Genomic DNA, 15,123 nt, shown 5'->3' with positions numbered 1-15,123 from the left:
CTCATCCCATACCTCCTGTTAATCCGTCCGCAGATTATTGGACACGCCGGAAGCTGTCCCCGTAAGGATATTAGCGGGATCTTCCAGATGAAAGTAATAATTAAATATCTCTTTTCCTACCCCGACTACATTGCCGGAACTGTAACCATTGGCGATCCGCACTGTTATGGCTATCTGCGGGTCCTCAAACGGGGCATATCCTATGAACAGCCCGTGATTGGGCCGGTTTTTGGCTTCCTCTGCCGTTCCGGTCTTTGCAGCTGCATTAACTTTCAAGTCTTTTAAGGTTGCATTGGTTTTTACCAGTTCATTCATCCCTTTCGCCACGTCCCCCCATATGTAGTCCGGAATGGATACATTGGTCCGAACCGTTGGCTTAAAGGACTGGACTGTATTCTCATCTGAATCTGTCACTTTATAAATAAGAGAAAGATCATAGCTGTTCCCATGGTTTGCCAGCGTCGCAGTATACCGGGCAATCTGTGTCGTCGTATAGTTATGAGTTCCCTGTCCAATGGAAGAAGGTATGGCGAACTGGTCCGTTACATGGGGTTCTGCTTCTCCGATTTCAATGCCAGTCTTCTTATCCAGATCCAGCAAACCGGCATAATCCCGAAGCTTATTTAATCCCTTTCCTTCTGAAAACGTCCCGTCCTCGACCGTTCCCATCCGGTAAGTAATTTCTGACAAATAAACATTACAGGAATTTTTAAGAGCATCGGCACTGGAAAGAATGGGACCGTGTCCTGACCGTTTCCAGCAGCGCAAAGGAGGCTGTACCTTATCAAATACGCCGGAGCATACTACACTGGTATCTGTACTGATGACCCCTTCGTTCAGTCCTGCAATTACCGTTACCGGCTTAAAGGTGGATCCAGGAGCAGTCAGCTGGCTGGTGGCCCGGTTAAACAGAGGCAGGGATAAATCCGCTGCAAGCTTCTGATAGTAATCCGTGTCCATCTGATTTGCCAGCCGGTTGTTATCATAGCCCGGATAGCTTACGCAGGCCAGCACCTGGCCGTCCTGGGGCCGGACCACCACGGCCGAACCTGAACAGGGATTTAACGCCAGCTGGGCAGGGGTGATCTCCAGTTTTTTTATTTTTTGGCGTATGAACTGCCAGGCATTCAGCTGACCGTTTAAAAGAAGGCCATAATCCGGATCCTCCTTTGATAATATTCCCTGATCATAAAGGAGTTTTTCCACATCCTCTCCGGCCAGAGTGCCTTCCATTATCATTGCCTTGTAGATCAGTAAATCAAAACCGGAATCTTTCTTTAAACTGTCTAAGATCAATTCTTCAATCAGGCGTCTGCTGTTTTCAAGCGACATATATTTTTCAGAAGCTTCCACCTGGCTTAAATCAATCCTCCCATCTGCTATACAGTCGGAAAGATACCGGCGGAAGCTTTTTTTCCTTCCGGTCCCAGTCCCCGCTATCTTCTGAAAGAATTTTTTTCTTCCTTACTGCGGCCAGCAGGTAATCATAATAGCCTTTCACCTCGCTGCTTAAGGAGTCATACCCGGGGCCTGAGACATCAAAGGAATCAGAAAAGCTTTGAAAAACCTGCTCTTTTTTATTGGCAAACCGTTCATAGACAGCCTTCTCCATATCCGTTGCATCTGCTTCCTGAAAATGCCCGGTATCAATGACTTGATTTTTTATTAAGGCAAAATACACTTCATCCGATGAAATCCGGATCTGGGAGGCATTGGCTGCTTTGGGAAGGTCCGCTCTTTTTCCCTCTACCATATTAGCAAGGAGGATTCCGGCAATCTGCTGTTCCAGCATCTGATAAACCGCATTCTGCAAATCCATGTCAATGGTCAGGTAAACATCATTCCCGGTCTGGGGTACCCTGGTAATTTCCGGGTCCGATTTCCGGTTTCCCACTACATCCGTATAAAACTGCTCCATGCCATCCTGGCCCCGAAGCCGGTCTTCCATGGATTTTTCAATTCCGCCTTTTCCTATCATGGACTGGTTCATATAAACGGCGCCTTCCCGGTTCCCTGCTTCCAGTTCAGCGGCAGAAATTGGCCCGGTATATCCCAATATGGAAGAAAGGCTTTCTCCTCCGTAGTAAACGCGGACGCTGCCTTCCTGGATATCCGCCCCCGGCAGGCTGCGTTTCTTTTCCAGCACCTCCACCATCGCTTCCTCGGATACATCCGATGCTACAAGGTATGGAAGGTATTTGCGGTATGCGTTCAGGGAAAGGCCGTAGCGGATGTTGGCAATCTGCAGAGTTTCCCCCGGTGTAAGGGTCTGGGGCAGTCCGTATTGCTCCTGTTCCTCTTCTGTGTAAGTCTCTTCAATCAGAAACTTTTCCTTGCCGCACAGTTTATTCATGATTTCTTCTGCTGTTTCAGTTTTTTTCTTCTTCCGTCAGTTCATCCACCGTGCTTTTTCCATAAAAATCAGCCTTGAAACGGCTGAGCTTCCACCCTTCTTCCGTAAACTCATAGTTCCCCTGTTCATCCACAGTTACAGGCAGAACTGCATTCAGCTTGTCCTCATCTTTAACCAGGCAGATCAGCTGATAAGCAATTCCGTTCAGGGACCGCTGACGTTCTTTCTTTGTCCTGTAATTCTGGGAATCCTCCAGGGTAATATCATAGGAAAGCCGGTTTGAAGCCAGTAAATTTCCATTCCTGTCATAGATGTTTCCGCGGCTTCCGGCAAGTCTCTGGGTCTTCATAATGGAACTCATAAACTCTTCCTGATTCGCTGCCCCTTCCAGGATCTGAAGACGGTAAAGACGGATAATAAGCACCAGGAACAGGAATCCGAAAAAAACACTTAAGATCGCCAGCCTTGGTATCCGGTCCGGCAATTGAGGCCCGGATACATTCTTATCTTTCCATAATTTATAATTGTGCAAATTAGTTCTCCTTTAATCTTACATTTGTAAGATTAAATTATACACGAATTTTGTCCTGATGTAAACTTTTTTTTAACCGAATCAAGCAAGTATTGAAGCGGATTGCCAATATCCGCTTGACTAACATCTGCTGTTGTATCATAAAGCATCATGGGATTGCCTTTAAACTGCAGCAATATAAAAGGCCCTGCCCGCATGGCACAATCAGATGCAAAAGCACCCCTTTTTCCCTCCCCACTCATAGATCCCCGTGGCTAAGAATAAATATAAGTAATATTCAAAGGTTAAGAGAAAGGATCGAACAATGGCCCAAACCGATAATTTTTATACTCTAAAAGGCTACTCCCTTTTGGAGCATACGCAAATCACCTCTTCCATGGAAGATTATCTGGAAATGATATGCAGACTCCATCGTGACGGCCAGCCTGTCCGCATCAAGGAGCTGGCGGAATGCCTGCATGTAAAGCCTTCCTCCGCTTCCAAAATGACCGGAAATCTAAGGAAACAGGCTGGTGCGCTTTGAGAAATACGGCACTGTTTCCCTGACAGAGGAGGGTCTGGAGCTGGGAGAATACTTATTGTTCCGCCACGAAGTCCTCCGCCGTTTTTTCTGCTATATCAATCAAAATACCAATGAGCTGGAGCAGGTGGAAAAGGTGGAACATTTCATTGAGCCAAAAACTGTGTATAATATTGAAAAATGGCTGGATAAGTTTACATAGAAACGCTTGTGTGATTTTATAATTCATCGTATACTATAGCATAACACGAACATTTCTAAGGAGGACAAACACATGGATAAGATTAAGATGACAACCCCTATCGTCGAAATGGATGGCGATGAGATGACCAGGATTCTCTGGCAGATGATCAAAGATCACCTTCTGCTGCCATATATTGATCTAAACACTGAATACTACGACTTAGGCCTGGAATACCGTGACAAGACAAACGACCAGGTTACCATTGACTCCGCCAATGCCACCAAAAAATATAAGGTTGCCGTCAAATGCGCCACCATCACTCCCAACGCAGACCGTGTAAAGGAATACAGCTTAAAAGAGATGTGGAAAAGTCCTAACGGTACCATCCGTGCAATCTTAGACGGAACCGTATTCCGCGCTCCCATTGTTGTCAGGGGAATCGAACCATGTGTGATAAACTGGAAAAAAACCCATTACCATAGCAAGGCATGCTTACGGTGACGTTTATAAAGGATCTGAAATGAAGATCCCGGGAGCAGGCAAAGTGGAGCTTGTCTATACCGCAGAAGACGGAAGCGAAACAAGGGAACTGGTCCATTCCTTTAACGGGCCTGGAATCGTACAGGGAATGCACAACTTAGACAATTCCATTGAAAGCTTTGCCAGAAGCTGTTTTAATTACGCTCTTGACACCCGTCAGGATCTATGGTTTGCCACCAAGATACCATTTCAAAGAAATATGACCATACCTTTAAGGATATTTTCCGGGAAATCTTTGAGGCCGATTATGAGGACAAATTTAAGGCTGCCGGCATTACCTATTTCTATACCCTGATCGACGATGCAGTTGCCCGTGTCATGAAATCGGAGGGCGGCTATATCTGGGCATGCAAAAACTATGACGGCGATGTGATGAGCGATATGATATCATCAGCTTTCGGCTCTCTGGCATGATGACCTCTGTACTGGTATCTCCGGATGGGGACTATGAATACGAGGCTGCCCACGGAACCGTACAGCGCCATTACTACAAACACTTAAAAGGAGAGGAAACCTCCACAAACTCCGTTGCAACCATCTTTGCATGGACCGGGGCACTTAAGAAACGGGGCGAACTGGATGGAAACGCAGAACTGGCCGCTTTTGCAGATAAACTGGAGCAGGCCACCATCGACACCATTGAGGCCGGTGAGATGACAAAAGATCTGGCACTTATTACTACCATTCCTAATCCAACGGTATTAAACAGTGAAGAATTTATAAAAGCCATTGCAAAACGGCTGTAAAAATACCTGGTTCCAAATAAACTAAGACAGAAAAAGAAAGCCGCAAAATCAGCTGCTTTCTTTTTCCTTTCAGGAGGTAATTCGATTATGGAATACAAACCAAAAGAAGTCCTGTTAAAAGACGGGACCCTCTGCCTCTTAAAAAGTCCAGGCCCCTGCGACGCATCTGCGATCCTGAAACTCATGATCCAGACCTCAGATGAAACCAGCTATATGGCCAGGTACGCAGATGAGATCAACATCTCCCTCCACCATGAACAGGATATTCTTTCTTCCATCCTTAAAAGCCAGAAGGACTTGATGATCTGCGCTGTAGTAAACGGGAAGATCATTGCAAATGCCGGAATCAACCCTATCGCAGGCTTTGAGCGTTACGCCCACCGGGCCTCCTTTGGCATCTCCATATGCAAGGAATTCTGGGGACTTGGGATCGGTTCTCATCTCCTTTCCGCCATCATAAGGGGGGCAAGGGAAATGGGCTATGAACAGCTGGAGCTGGAAATGGTGCAGGAAAACCAGCGGGGCCTGGCTCTTTATAAAAAGTTTGGCTTTGAGACTTACGGTATCAGAGATTATTGCTTTAAATACCGGGATGGAAGCTATGCGGCCGCCTATCTGATGATGGTAAGACTTTAAAAATTTTCCATATTTTTTCCAAAATCCCTGTTCATATCATTATCAAAATGATATAATGAACATTATTATATAACATCTTGGTAATGGAAGGATCTTTGACATGAACTTAAGACATCTTACTATCTTTAAAACGGTGTGTGAAGAAGGCAGCATCACCGGGGCAGCCAAAGCGCTGTCCATGACCCAGCCTGCCATCTCCCACGCCATCAATGAACTGGAAGAATCCGTTGGTTCTCCTTTGTTTGACCGTGTATCCCGCAGGGTGGTTATTAATGAGAACGGAAAATTTTATTTGTCAAAGGTCATCCCTCTCCTGGAGCTGTATCAGGATCTGGAAAACTATTCCGGCGTCCTGCATCTCCAAGCTCCTTTACGGATCGGTTCCTGTGTGACCCTGGCCAGCTACCTGCTTCCCAAGGTGGTCACCCGCTTTACCCTGACTAACCCTGATATCCAGCTAAAGGTCACCGTAGATAATTCCCTTGAGATCACAAACAAGCTTTTAAAAAAATGAGCTGGACATCGGGCTTATCGAGGGCGTCATCGCGGAAGAACAGTTAGAGAGAATTCCTTTTTCTTCCTATCCTATTGCAGTGATCTGCGCCCCCGGCCATCCCTTTGCCGGACGCCTTGCACAGCCGGTAGCACTGGACCGGCTCATTGAAGAGCCTTTGCTATTACGGGAACAGGGCTGTACCATCAGGGATACCTTTGACTGTGCCCTGGCCTTAAACAATTTATCAGTAGAACCTCTCTGGTCAAGCTCCAACTCGGATGTGATCCTGCAGGCAGTAAAGGAAAACATCGGAATCGGCATTGTTCCAAGGATTTTCGCTGATGAGTCCGTTAAAAGAGGGGAAGTTACTGAAATAGAAGTGAAGAACCTGGATATCAGCTGTATGAATCATGTGGTATTTCATAAAGACAAATTCCAGACAGAAGCATTCCAGGCTTTCATTAATCTGGTGCTGTTCGAATAAAAGACCAGGCCGGGCCAAAGAAAAGCGCCGGAAATGACGAAACTGCTGTCATTTTCCGGCGCTTTTCTTTTATAATTCCTTTAGAATCTTGTCAATGCTTACGATCTTCACACAAAGGGCGAATAATTCCATAGCCAGGATCAGGTCAGATAAAGGAGGATAAGAAGGGGCAATGCGGATATTGTTATCCCGTGGATCCTTTCCGTAAGGATAAGTGGCTCCTGCTCCGGTCATGACCAGGCCGGATTTCTTGCACCTTGCCACAATGGCCTTTGCACATCCGTCAAGGGAATCAAAGGAAATGAAATAGCCGCCTTTGGGACTGGTCCATTCTCCGATTCCAAGTCCGCCCAGCTCTCTTTCCAGGATCTGGTTCACTGCTTCGAACTTGGGCCTCATGATGTCTGCATGCTTTCTCATATGCTCCACCATGCCGTGAATATCTTCAAAGAAGCGCACATGGCGCAGCTGGTTCACCTTATCATGGCCGATGGTCTGGATCTTTAACTGTTTCATTATGTCAACCAGGTTGTTCTGGCTTGCCGCGATGGTTGCAATACCGGAGCCAGGGAAGCTGACCTTTGAGGTAGAAGCGAATTTGTAAACCATATCCGGATTTCCGGCTCTCTTGCACTCTGCAAGGATTTCAATGAGATGATCCTGGTCCCTGTCGTATAAATGATGGATGGTGTACGCATTGTCCCAGTAAATACGGAAGTCTTTGGCAGCCGGTTTTAACCGGGCAAAACGGCGTACCGTATCATCGGAATAGGAAATTCCCTGAGGATTGGAATATTTGGGAACGCACCAGATTCCTTTAATGGAATCGTCGTTTGCCACCAGCTCTTCCACCATATCCATATCCGGACCGGTTGGGGTCATGGGAACATTCACCATCTCGATCCCAAAATATTCGGTAATGGAGAAATGCCTGTCATATCCTGGAACAGGGCATAAGAATTTCACTTTATCCAGCTTGCACCAGGGAGTGCTTCCCATAACGCCGTGAGTCATGGAACGGGAAACCGTATCATACATGACATTTAAGCTGGAATTGCCGTAAATGATAATATGATCAGGCGCAACCTCCATCATATCGGCAAGAAGCTCCTTTGCCTCCTTGATTCCGTCAAGCACCCCATAGTTACGGCAGTCAGTCCCGTCATCACAGGTCAAATCGTCGTCGCTGCTCAGTACATCCATCATTCCCATGGATAAATCCAGCTGTTCCGTGCTGGGCTTTCCTCTGGACATATCAAGCCGTAAGTCCTTGCCCTGAAACTCCTTATACTGCGCAGAAAGCTGTTTTCTCAGTTCCTGTAACTCTTCCTTTGTCATCTCAACATATGGCTTCATAGATTTCTTTTTCCTCCTCATAAAAACTCCTTTAACCTAATAGTTCCTTAAGTATCCTGCCTACCGCTACCGGGTCGGCTTTTCCCTTCATGGACCGCATGGTCTGGCCTACCAAAAAACCAATCGCCTTTTCTTTCCCATTATGGTAATCCTCCACGGACTGGGGATTTGCGGAAACTATTCCATCAATTACCCTGCGCAGCTCTTCTTCGTCATTAACAACCTTTAATCCATTCTCTTCCACATACTGCTCCGGATCAATGTTTTCAGCGAAAATCTTTTCAAAAACCTCTTTGCCCACGGTACGGTTAATGGTACCATTATCTACTAAATCAATTAATTTTGCAAGGTTTTCCGCAGAAAATGTCATTTTTCGGGATCCATGTCATGCTCTTTTAAAAGCCTCATGGCCTCTACCATCAGCCAGTTTGCAGCTTCCTTCGGCTTATGGCAGACTGCGGTGACAGCCTCAAAAATATCCGCCATATGCTTGGAGGCGGTGATGATATCCGCATCGTACTCAGAGAGCTTAAACTCCTCCTGGTAACGGGCCATCTTTTCCGTCCGCAGCTCCGGCTGCCTGGCCCTTATGCTTCTGATCCATTCATCACTTATGGCCACAGGAGGCAAATCCGGGTCCGGGAAATAACGGTAATCCCTGGCATCCTCCTTGGACCGCATGGCATAGGAAGATTCCTTGTTGTCATCCCACCGCCTTGTTTCCTGAACTATCTGTTTACCTTCTTCAATCAATTCGATCTGGCGTTTACGTTCTCCTTCAATGGCGCGGGCAATGGCCTTAAAGGAATTTAAATTCTTCATTTCCGTCCTGGTTCCCAACTCGGCTGAACCTGCTTCACGGACAGACAGGTTCACATCGGCTCTCATGGAGCCTTCCTGAAGCTTACAGTCGGAAGCGCCAAGATACTGAATGATGAGCCTCAGCTTTTCCAGATAGGCGATCACCTCATCCCCGCTTCTCATATCAGGCTCTGACACGATCTCAATGAGGGGAACCCCGCTCCGGTTAAAGTCCACCAGGGAACAATCCTCCCATTCATCATGGATGAGCTTTCCCGCATCTTCTTCCATATGGATCTCATGGATCCCGATTTTCTTCTTTCCTGCCGGTGTGTGAATCTCCACAAAGCCGTCATGGCAGATGGGAAGATAAAGCTGGGATATCTGGTAGTTTTGCGGATTATCGGGATAGAAATAATTCTTCCGGTCGAACTTGCAGTACTGGTTGATCTGACAGTTTGCCGCAAGACCTACTGCAAGGGCATATTCCACCACCTGCTTATTAAGGACAGGAAGGGAGCCTGGCATGCCGGTGCAGACCGGACAGGTGTGGGTATTGGGCGCTCCGCCGAATTCCGTAGAACAGGCACAGAAGATTTTCGTTTTCGTGGCAAGCTCCACATGGACCTCCAGTCCTATAACTGTCTCATATTGTTTGCTCATTTACCTCTCCTCCCTTCCCGCGGGTCTTAAAATAGCATCTGCCGCCATAGGGGGCATCTCATAGCTTCTGCTCTGCTCAAAAGCAAAGCCTGCCCGGATGATGTTCTTTTCTTTAAAGCAGTCCCCAATAAACTGGACTCCAATGGGCAGTCCTTTGGAATCCCTGCCACAGGGAACCGTAAGGCCGGGAAGACCGGCAAGGTTCACGGAAATGGTATAAATATCGCCCAGGTACATCTTTAAGGGGTCACTTAAGCTCGCTCCAAGCTTTGGAGCCGTGGACGGGGAAGCCGGCCCCAGAATCACATCATATTTTGAAAAGGCCTCGTCAAAGGCTTTCTTTATCAAAGCCTTTGTTTTTAAAGCCTTCAGATAATAGGCGTCATAATAACCGGAGCTTAATACAAAGGAGCCGAGCATGATGCGGCGTTTTACCTCCGGGCCAAAGCCCTGGGAACGGCTTTTTTTATACATGCCGTGAAGCCCTTCGTATTCCTTTGCCCGATAGCCGTATTTCACACCGTCAAACCTGGATAAGTTGGAGCTGGCCTCTGCGGATGCGATCACATAGTATGCCGGAATCGCATATTCCACCATCCCAGATCAAAGGTCTCTAAGACGGCTCCCTTTTCCTCTAAGACCCTGGCAGCTTTTAAGACTGCCTCCTTTACCTCAGGATCCAGGCCCTCGCCCAGGTAATCCGCCGGAATGCCGATCCGCATGCCCTTCACATCATCTCTTAAAGCCTCAGTAAAGTCACAGTCTTTCCGCTCCACGGATGTGCTGTCCTTCCCATCATGGGAAGCTAAAACCTCCAGGACCGCGGCACAATCCGTCACATCCTTTGCAACAGGGCCGATCTGGTCTAAGGAAGATCCGTAAGCAATAAGCCCGTACCTGGAAATTGTCCCGTAAGTAGGCTTTAATCCTGTAACTCCGCAGAAGGAGGCAGGCTGTCTGATAGAACCGCCTGTATCCGAACCCAGGCATAAAAGCATTCCGCCGCCGCAACTGCCGCACAGGAACCGCCGGAGGAACCGCCGGGAACATGGTCCGGATTCCATGGGTTTTTCGTGACCCCGTAAGCCGAGGTTTCCGTGGTGCTTCCCATGGCAAACTCATCCATGTTGGTTTTCCCAAGGATCACCGCTCCGGCCTTTTTTTAAATTCTCCACCGCTGAAGCCGTATAGGAAGGAATAAAATCAGCGAGGATTTTTGAGCTGCAGGTGGTCTTCATTCCTTCGATGCAGATGTTATCCTTCACCGCCACCGGTACACCTGCCAGAGGGCCGGTCAGTTCGCCGGCTTCGATCCGTTTCTGCACCTCCTCTGCCTGCTTCAGTGCTTTTTCTTCCTCTATGGTCACAAAGCTGTTAAGCACCGGCTCCATGGCCTTTATCTGGCCCAGGACTGCTTTTACCGCTTCTGCGGAGGTAACCTCTCCGTCTTTTATTTTTTTCCCCAACTGTACCGCTGTGAGGGATAATATTTCTTTCGCTGTCATACGAGACTTCCCCCTATTCCACTGTTTTTGGCACCTTAAAGGCTCCATCCTTGCTTTCCGGAGCATTCTTTAAGATGTTTTCTCTGTCATCACCGTTTTCCACCACATCCTCACGGAAAACGTTGTGTACCGGAAATACATGGGACATGGGCTCCACGCCCTCGGTATTCAGTTCGTTTAATTTATCAATATAATCCAGCATACGGCCCATATCATTCTTCGCCGCTTCCTTTTCCGTCTGGTCAAGCTCCAGCTGTGCCAGGATTCCTACATATTCGATTGTAGCATCATCGATCATGTGCGCCATTTTTTTCTTCCACCTTTCGTCTCTCCTGCCCATGTATTTAGGGTATAAAGGTTCTCTTTCCTGCCCACGCCTTCCGGGCATAAGGTATACCCGCAGGGTGTTATGGTTCCAGTCTCGTTACGTCTCTTGGAAACAGTGTGGTTTCCCTTATGTTCCCTTCGTCAAGAAGGCGCATGGTAAGGCGCTCCAGACCGATTCCAAGACCTCCGTGAGGCGCATGCCGTATTGGAATATCATTAAATAGGAAGAAATATCCTCCGGTTCATGCCCCTTGCCTCCATTTTCTTTATAATAGCTTCATAATCATGGATTCTCTGCCCTCCGGTAGTCACTTCCAGCCCCTTGAACAATAAATCAAAGCTCAAGGTATACTTAGGGTCTGCCGGATCGTCCATGGCATAGAAAGGACGCTTCTTTGACGGGTAATGGGTGACAAATACGAAATCACTGCCATACTCTTCCTTAAAATACCGGCCGATAAGCACTTCCTCCTCCGGCTCCAGATCATAAGGATTTCTGATCTTTCGGTTGTATTTCCCGGCAACCAGCTCCTTTGCTTCTGCAAAACGGACTGTCGGGATGTTGGATACATCAGGAAGTGTGACTTTCAGCATCTTAAGCTCTGTCTCGTATTCCCCACAAAGAAGTCCAAAGGTATACTGGAGCATAGCTGCTTCCATTTCCATGATCTCCTGAAAGCTGTCAATGTATCCCATTTCAAAGTCCATGCTGGTATATTCATTTAAATGTCTTGTTGTATTATGCTTTTCTGCACGGAAGACGGGAGCGACCTCAAATACACGGTCATACACGCCTACCATGGTCTGCTTATAAAACTGGGGGCTTTGGCCCAGTTCTGCTTTTTTATTAAAATAATCCAGTTTAAATACGTTGGAGCCGCCTTCTGCTCCGCGGGCTACGATCTTTGGTGTACGGATTTCCGTAAAACCCTGGCTGTGAAGGAAGTCCCGGAATCCTCTTACAATTCCTTCCTGAATGCGGAACTTTGCCCTTTCCATGGGGTTTCGAAGGGTAATGGGACGCAGCGTCAGCTTTGTCTCAAGGGAAGTGTTTAATTTCCACTTGCTGATTGCCACAGGAAGGGGCTCTGACGGCTGGGACAATAAGTCAATCTCCAAAAGACGGATTTCAAACCCGTGAGGTGCCCTCTCTTCCTTTGTTACGATTCCAGTGACCCGGACCGCTGACTCTTCTTTTAAAAGACTTAAGTCAAAATCCGTTTTCCCCTCCTCGTACACGCACTGCACCAGGCCCTCTGCTTTCCGAAGGATCACAAAAGCAACCTCTCCCATATCCCTTATGGTATGGACACAGCCTTCCATTTTTACGGTCCGGCCCTCATAACCGCCGGATTTTATGCGGTCCATTGGGACCGTCTCCTTTTCTTTTACACCACTGATAAATTCCATATCTGCATTCTCCTTACCTGAATGTAATTGTCTTGATTCCGGTAAAGGGTATTTTATCGTTTAGCCATGCTAAGCACAAAAATATCCCGCCCCGGAATACAGTTACATATTCCGGGACGGGATTTATATGGCTATAAGTTCCCGCGGTACCACCCGCATTGAGACAGCTGCTTCTTCCTCCGGCCGCAGATATGTCAGCCGGATAAGCAAATGTCCCCACTCAAACATTTAACGCATGTGTACGGATATGCCTACTCATGTCACCGTCTATCCCTGAAAGGATTGACCGCCGCTTCGGCATATCGGCTCCGGAGTGTTCCCTTAGCCAAGTCCCACGTGACGGCGCTCTCAGTCGGTGACGCCCTCTTCCTGTCCGGGTTCATAGGCCAGAGTCTCCTTCTCTGCCTTTTACAATATAACTCCTGCAGTTTCATGATTCCCTGTACAGGCCTGTTTTATAACAGTTCATCACTTCACTACAATGAATTTCACTTATAATATCATAATCCATTTTAACCTGCAATATTTATTTTTCACAAATTCTCTCCAATATTAGGAAACAGAACCTAAAAAAACCATACAATATTGACTTTTTCTATCGAAACAGTTACAATTATGTTCACGTTTACGAAAGAATCAGGAGGGCTTTTTTTATGTCTGAGACAATGGATGCTTTAATACCTGAAGAAAATAAGATGGGAACCATGCCGGTGAATAAGCTTTTGCTGACCATGTCTCTTCCCATGGTTATTTCCATGCTGATACAGGCGCTTTACAATGTAGTCGACAGCATTTTTGTGGCGCAGATAGGGGAAACAGCCCTTACTGCAGTCTCCCTTGCATTTCCCATACAAAACCTGATCATCGCCATCGCCGTAGGAACCGGTGTGGGAGTCAATGCTCTCCTTTCCCGTTCCTTAGGGAGAAGAACCAGAAAGCGGCTAATCTGGCCGCGGTCAATGGAATATTCGTTTTCATTCTCAGCTATCTGGTATCCGCCCTGTTAGCAATTTTCTTTTCCAGGTTTTATTTTACGGTGCAGACAGGAAATGAAGAGATCATCAGCCAGGGAACCACTTATCTTTCCATCTGTACCATATTCTCCTTCGGTGTTTATATGCAGATCGCTTTTGAACGGATCATGCAGTCCACCGGCCGCACCATCTATAACATGATCACCCAGGGGCTTGGAGCCATTATCAACATCATACTGGACCCAATCCTCATATTCGGGCTTTTGGGCTTTCCCCGTCTTGGCATTGCCGGAGCCGCTATTGCAACCGTCATCGGCCAGGTCATTGCCATGCTGCTCCTTTTATATTTTAATTTAACCAGGAATTCTGATGTCAATTTAAACATGCGGGGCTTCCGTCCCCACAAAGAAACCATTATTGATATTTATAAGGTAGGGCTTCCATCCATTATCATGCAGTCCATTGGTTCTGTCATGACCTTTGGCGTGAATAAGATCCTTCTTTTGTTCTCCGAAACCGCTGTCTCCGTATTCGGCATTTTCTTTAAGCTGCAAAGCTTCATCTTCATGCCTGTATTCGGACTTAATAACGGTATGGTTCCCATTGTGGCTTATAACTGGGGTGCCAAAAACAGGGACCGTATCATGAAAACCATACGCTCCAGCATCATAGGATCTGTCTCCATCATGTTCCTGGGACTTATCATATTCCAGGTCTTCCCGAAGCAGCTTTTACTCCTGTTCGATGCCTCCGACCACATGATTTCCATCGGCGTCCCTGCTCTTCGCATCATCAGCTCAGGGTTCCTCTTTGCCGGTTACAGTATCATCGTTGGTTCCGTTTTTCAGGCTCTTGGAAATGGCATCTACAGCCTGATCGTATCTGCTGCAAGACAGCTTGTATGTATTTTGCCCATTGCATATATTTCGCGAAAGTATTTGGTCTTAATGCAATTTGGTATGCTTTCCCTCTGGCTGAAATCATGGCCCTGGTCTTAAGTACCATCCTGTTTAAACGAATTTATGAAAAACGTATCAAAAAAACTTTAGGTTTCTTACAGAGGTTAAAAAAATGAGTTCCGATTATCTTTTAATAGACGGCTACAACATCATATTTGCCTGGCCTGAGCTAAAGGAACTGGCGGAGACCAATATGGACTCCGCCAGAACGAAACTTCAGGATATGCTATGTAACTACCAGGGCTATAAAAAAATGCAATGTTATTCTGGTCTTTGACGGTTACAAGGTCAAGGGAAATCCGGGCACAGTCATGGAATACCACAACATTCATGTGATTTTCACCAAGGAGGCGGAAACCGCGGACCAGTATATAGAAAAAAATCTCCCAGCAAATCGGCAGGCAGTATCAGGTACGGGTTGCCACTTCGGACAAACTGGAACAGATTATCATCCTGGGAAAAGGCTGCACACGCCTCTCCGCCAGGGATTTTAAAAAAGAAATCGAAGAGACGAATTTCGAAATTAAGAAGGAACATCTGGAACGAATTCCCTCAAAGAAAAACCGCCTCTTCGACAATGTTGATCCGGAGCTTATGGAGTATCTGGAAAAAAATACGGCTGAATAAAAAGGATTAG

At 46.9% G+C, this 15,123-nt stretch carries 14 protein-coding genes and 5 pseudogenes; 11 read left to right on the top strand and 8 right to left on the bottom strand.

Going from position 1 to position 15,123, the window contains the following annotated elements; all coding sequences use genetic code 11:
* Nucleotides 1–18 precede the first annotated feature (18 nt).
* The 3 genes from JCM10519_RS11270 to JCM10519_RS11260 are packed head-to-tail and all read right to left on the bottom strand — an operon-like array spanning nt 19 to nt 2,885.
* Nucleotides 19–1,332, bottom strand: a complete 1,314-nt coding sequence (locus tag JCM10519_RS11270; protein ID WP_347843890.1) for a penicillin-binding transpeptidase domain-containing protein — start codon at nt 1,330–1,332, stop codon at nt 19–21.
* 31 nt (nt 1,333–1,363) lie between these two features.
* Nucleotides 1,364–2,353, bottom strand: a complete 990-nt coding sequence (locus tag JCM10519_RS11265; protein ID WP_054739217.1) for a hypothetical protein — start codon at nt 2,351–2,353, stop codon at nt 1,364–1,366.
* Nucleotides 2,354–2,369: 16 nt separating this feature from the next.
* Entirely contained in the window at nt 2,370–2,885 is a 516-nt protein-coding gene (locus JCM10519_RS11260) for a hypothetical protein (protein ID WP_054739216.1), read from the bottom strand.
* 349 nt (nt 2,886–3,234) lie between these two features.
* Between JCM10519_RS11260 and JCM10519_RS29040 the strand changes: the two genes are divergently transcribed.
* The 7 genes and pseudogenes from JCM10519_RS29040 (at nt 3,235) to JCM10519_RS29015 (ending at nt 6,491) form a co-directional block, all read left to right on the top strand.
* Nucleotides 3,235–3,408 carry a hypothetical protein gene (locus JCM10519_RS29040; RefSeq protein WP_347843889.1) on the top strand — a complete coding sequence of 58 codons (174 nt, stop codon included), beginning with the start codon at nt 3,235–3,237 and terminating at the stop codon, nt 3,406–3,408.
* The gene (locus JCM10519_RS29035; RefSeq protein WP_347843888.1) at nt 3,398–3,607 is read left to right on the top strand and encodes an iron dependent repressor, metal binding and dimerization domain protein; all 210 of its coding nucleotides are present in this window, start codon (nt 3,398–3,400) and stop codon (nt 3,605–3,607) included. Before JCM10519_RS29040 ends, JCM10519_RS29035 begins: the two co-directional genes overlap by 11 nt.
* 72 nt (nt 3,608–3,679) lie before the next feature.
* The gene (locus JCM10519_RS29030) at nt 3,680–4,090 is read left to right on the top strand and encodes an isocitrate/isopropylmalate family dehydrogenase (protein WP_347843887.1); all 411 of its coding nucleotides are present in this window, start codon (nt 3,680–3,682) and stop codon (nt 4,088–4,090) included.
* 204 nt (nt 4,091–4,294) lie between these two features.
* A pseudogene (locus JCM10519_RS29025) lies at nt 4,295–4,875 on the top strand (isocitrate/isopropylmalate family dehydrogenase).
* An 87-nt stretch (nt 4,876–4,962) separates the two neighbouring features.
* A complete protein-coding gene (locus JCM10519_RS11245; protein WP_054739214.1) occupies nt 4,963–5,511 on the top strand; it encodes a GNAT family N-acetyltransferase in 549 nt (182 codons plus the stop codon).
* Between the two features lie 100 nt (nt 5,512–5,611).
* Complete coding sequence (locus JCM10519_RS29020; protein WP_347843886.1) at nt 5,612–6,025, top strand: LysR family transcriptional regulator; 414 nt, start codon at nt 5,612–5,614, stop codon at nt 6,023–6,025.
* 1 nt (nt 6,026) lies between these two features.
* Entirely contained in the window at nt 6,027–6,491 is a 465-nt protein-coding gene (locus tag JCM10519_RS29015) for a LysR substrate-binding domain-containing protein (RefSeq protein ID WP_347844002.1), read from the top strand.
* Between the two features lie 69 nt (nt 6,492–6,560).
* On the opposite strand, the gene JCM10519_RS11235 is transcribed toward JCM10519_RS29015, so the two are convergent.
* The 5 genes and pseudogenes from JCM10519_RS11235 to aspS all read right to left on the bottom strand — a co-directional run bounded on the left by JCM10519_RS11235 (nt 6,561) and on the right by aspS (nt 12,553).
* The gene (locus JCM10519_RS11235; RefSeq protein ID WP_054739213.1) at nt 6,561–7,847 is read right to left on the bottom strand and encodes an aminotransferase class I/II-fold pyridoxal phosphate-dependent enzyme; all 1,287 of its coding nucleotides are present in this window, start codon (nt 7,845–7,847) and stop codon (nt 6,561–6,563) included.
* A gap of 31 nt (nt 7,848–7,878) precedes the next feature.
* Nucleotides 7,879–9,311, bottom strand: a pseudogene (gene gatB / locus JCM10519_RS11230) (Asp-tRNA(Asn)/Glu-tRNA(Gln) amidotransferase subunit GatB).
* A pseudogene (gene gatA / locus JCM10519_RS11225) lies at nt 9,312–10,816 on the bottom strand (Asp-tRNA(Asn)/Glu-tRNA(Gln) amidotransferase subunit GatA).
* Between the two features lie 13 nt (nt 10,817–10,829).
* Nucleotides 10,830–11,123, bottom strand: coding sequence for an Asp-tRNA(Asn)/Glu-tRNA(Gln) amidotransferase subunit GatC (gene gatC, locus JCM10519_RS11220; RefSeq protein WP_054739458.1), 294 nt, complete (start codon nt 11,121–11,123; stop codon nt 10,830–10,832).
* A gap of 100 nt (nt 11,124–11,223) precedes the next feature.
* A pseudogene (gene aspS / locus JCM10519_RS11215) lies at nt 11,224–12,553 on the bottom strand (aspartate--tRNA(Asn) ligase).
* A gap of 665 nt (nt 12,554–13,218) precedes the next feature.
* Here aspS and JCM10519_RS11205 point away from each other — a divergent pair.
* From JCM10519_RS11205 to JCM10519_RS29000, 4 genes and pseudogenes are all read left to right on the top strand, one after another.
* A pseudogene (locus JCM10519_RS11205) lies at nt 13,219–14,602 on the top strand (MATE family efflux transporter).
* Nucleotides 14,599–14,763, top strand: coding sequence for an NYN domain-containing protein (locus tag JCM10519_RS29010; RefSeq protein WP_347843885.1), 165 nt, complete (start codon nt 14,599–14,601; stop codon nt 14,761–14,763). Before JCM10519_RS11205 ends, JCM10519_RS29010 begins: the two are co-directional and overlap by 4 nt.
* Nucleotides 14,708–14,980 carry an NYN domain-containing protein gene (locus JCM10519_RS29005; protein WP_347844001.1) on the top strand — a complete coding sequence of 91 codons (273 nt, stop codon included), beginning with the start codon at nt 14,708–14,710 and terminating at the stop codon, nt 14,978–14,980. The genes JCM10519_RS29010 and JCM10519_RS29005 overlap by 56 nt, the downstream gene beginning before the upstream one ends.
* Entirely contained in the window at nt 14,868–15,113 is a 246-nt protein-coding gene (locus JCM10519_RS29000) for an NYN domain-containing protein (protein WP_347844000.1), read from the top strand. Before JCM10519_RS29005 ends, JCM10519_RS29000 begins: the two co-directional genes overlap by 113 nt.
* Nucleotides 15,114–15,123 lie beyond the last annotated feature (10 nt).

This window comes from Clostridium sp. NkU-1 (assembly GCA_001312405.1).
This window is presented reverse-complemented; position numbering and strand designations above follow the sequence as displayed.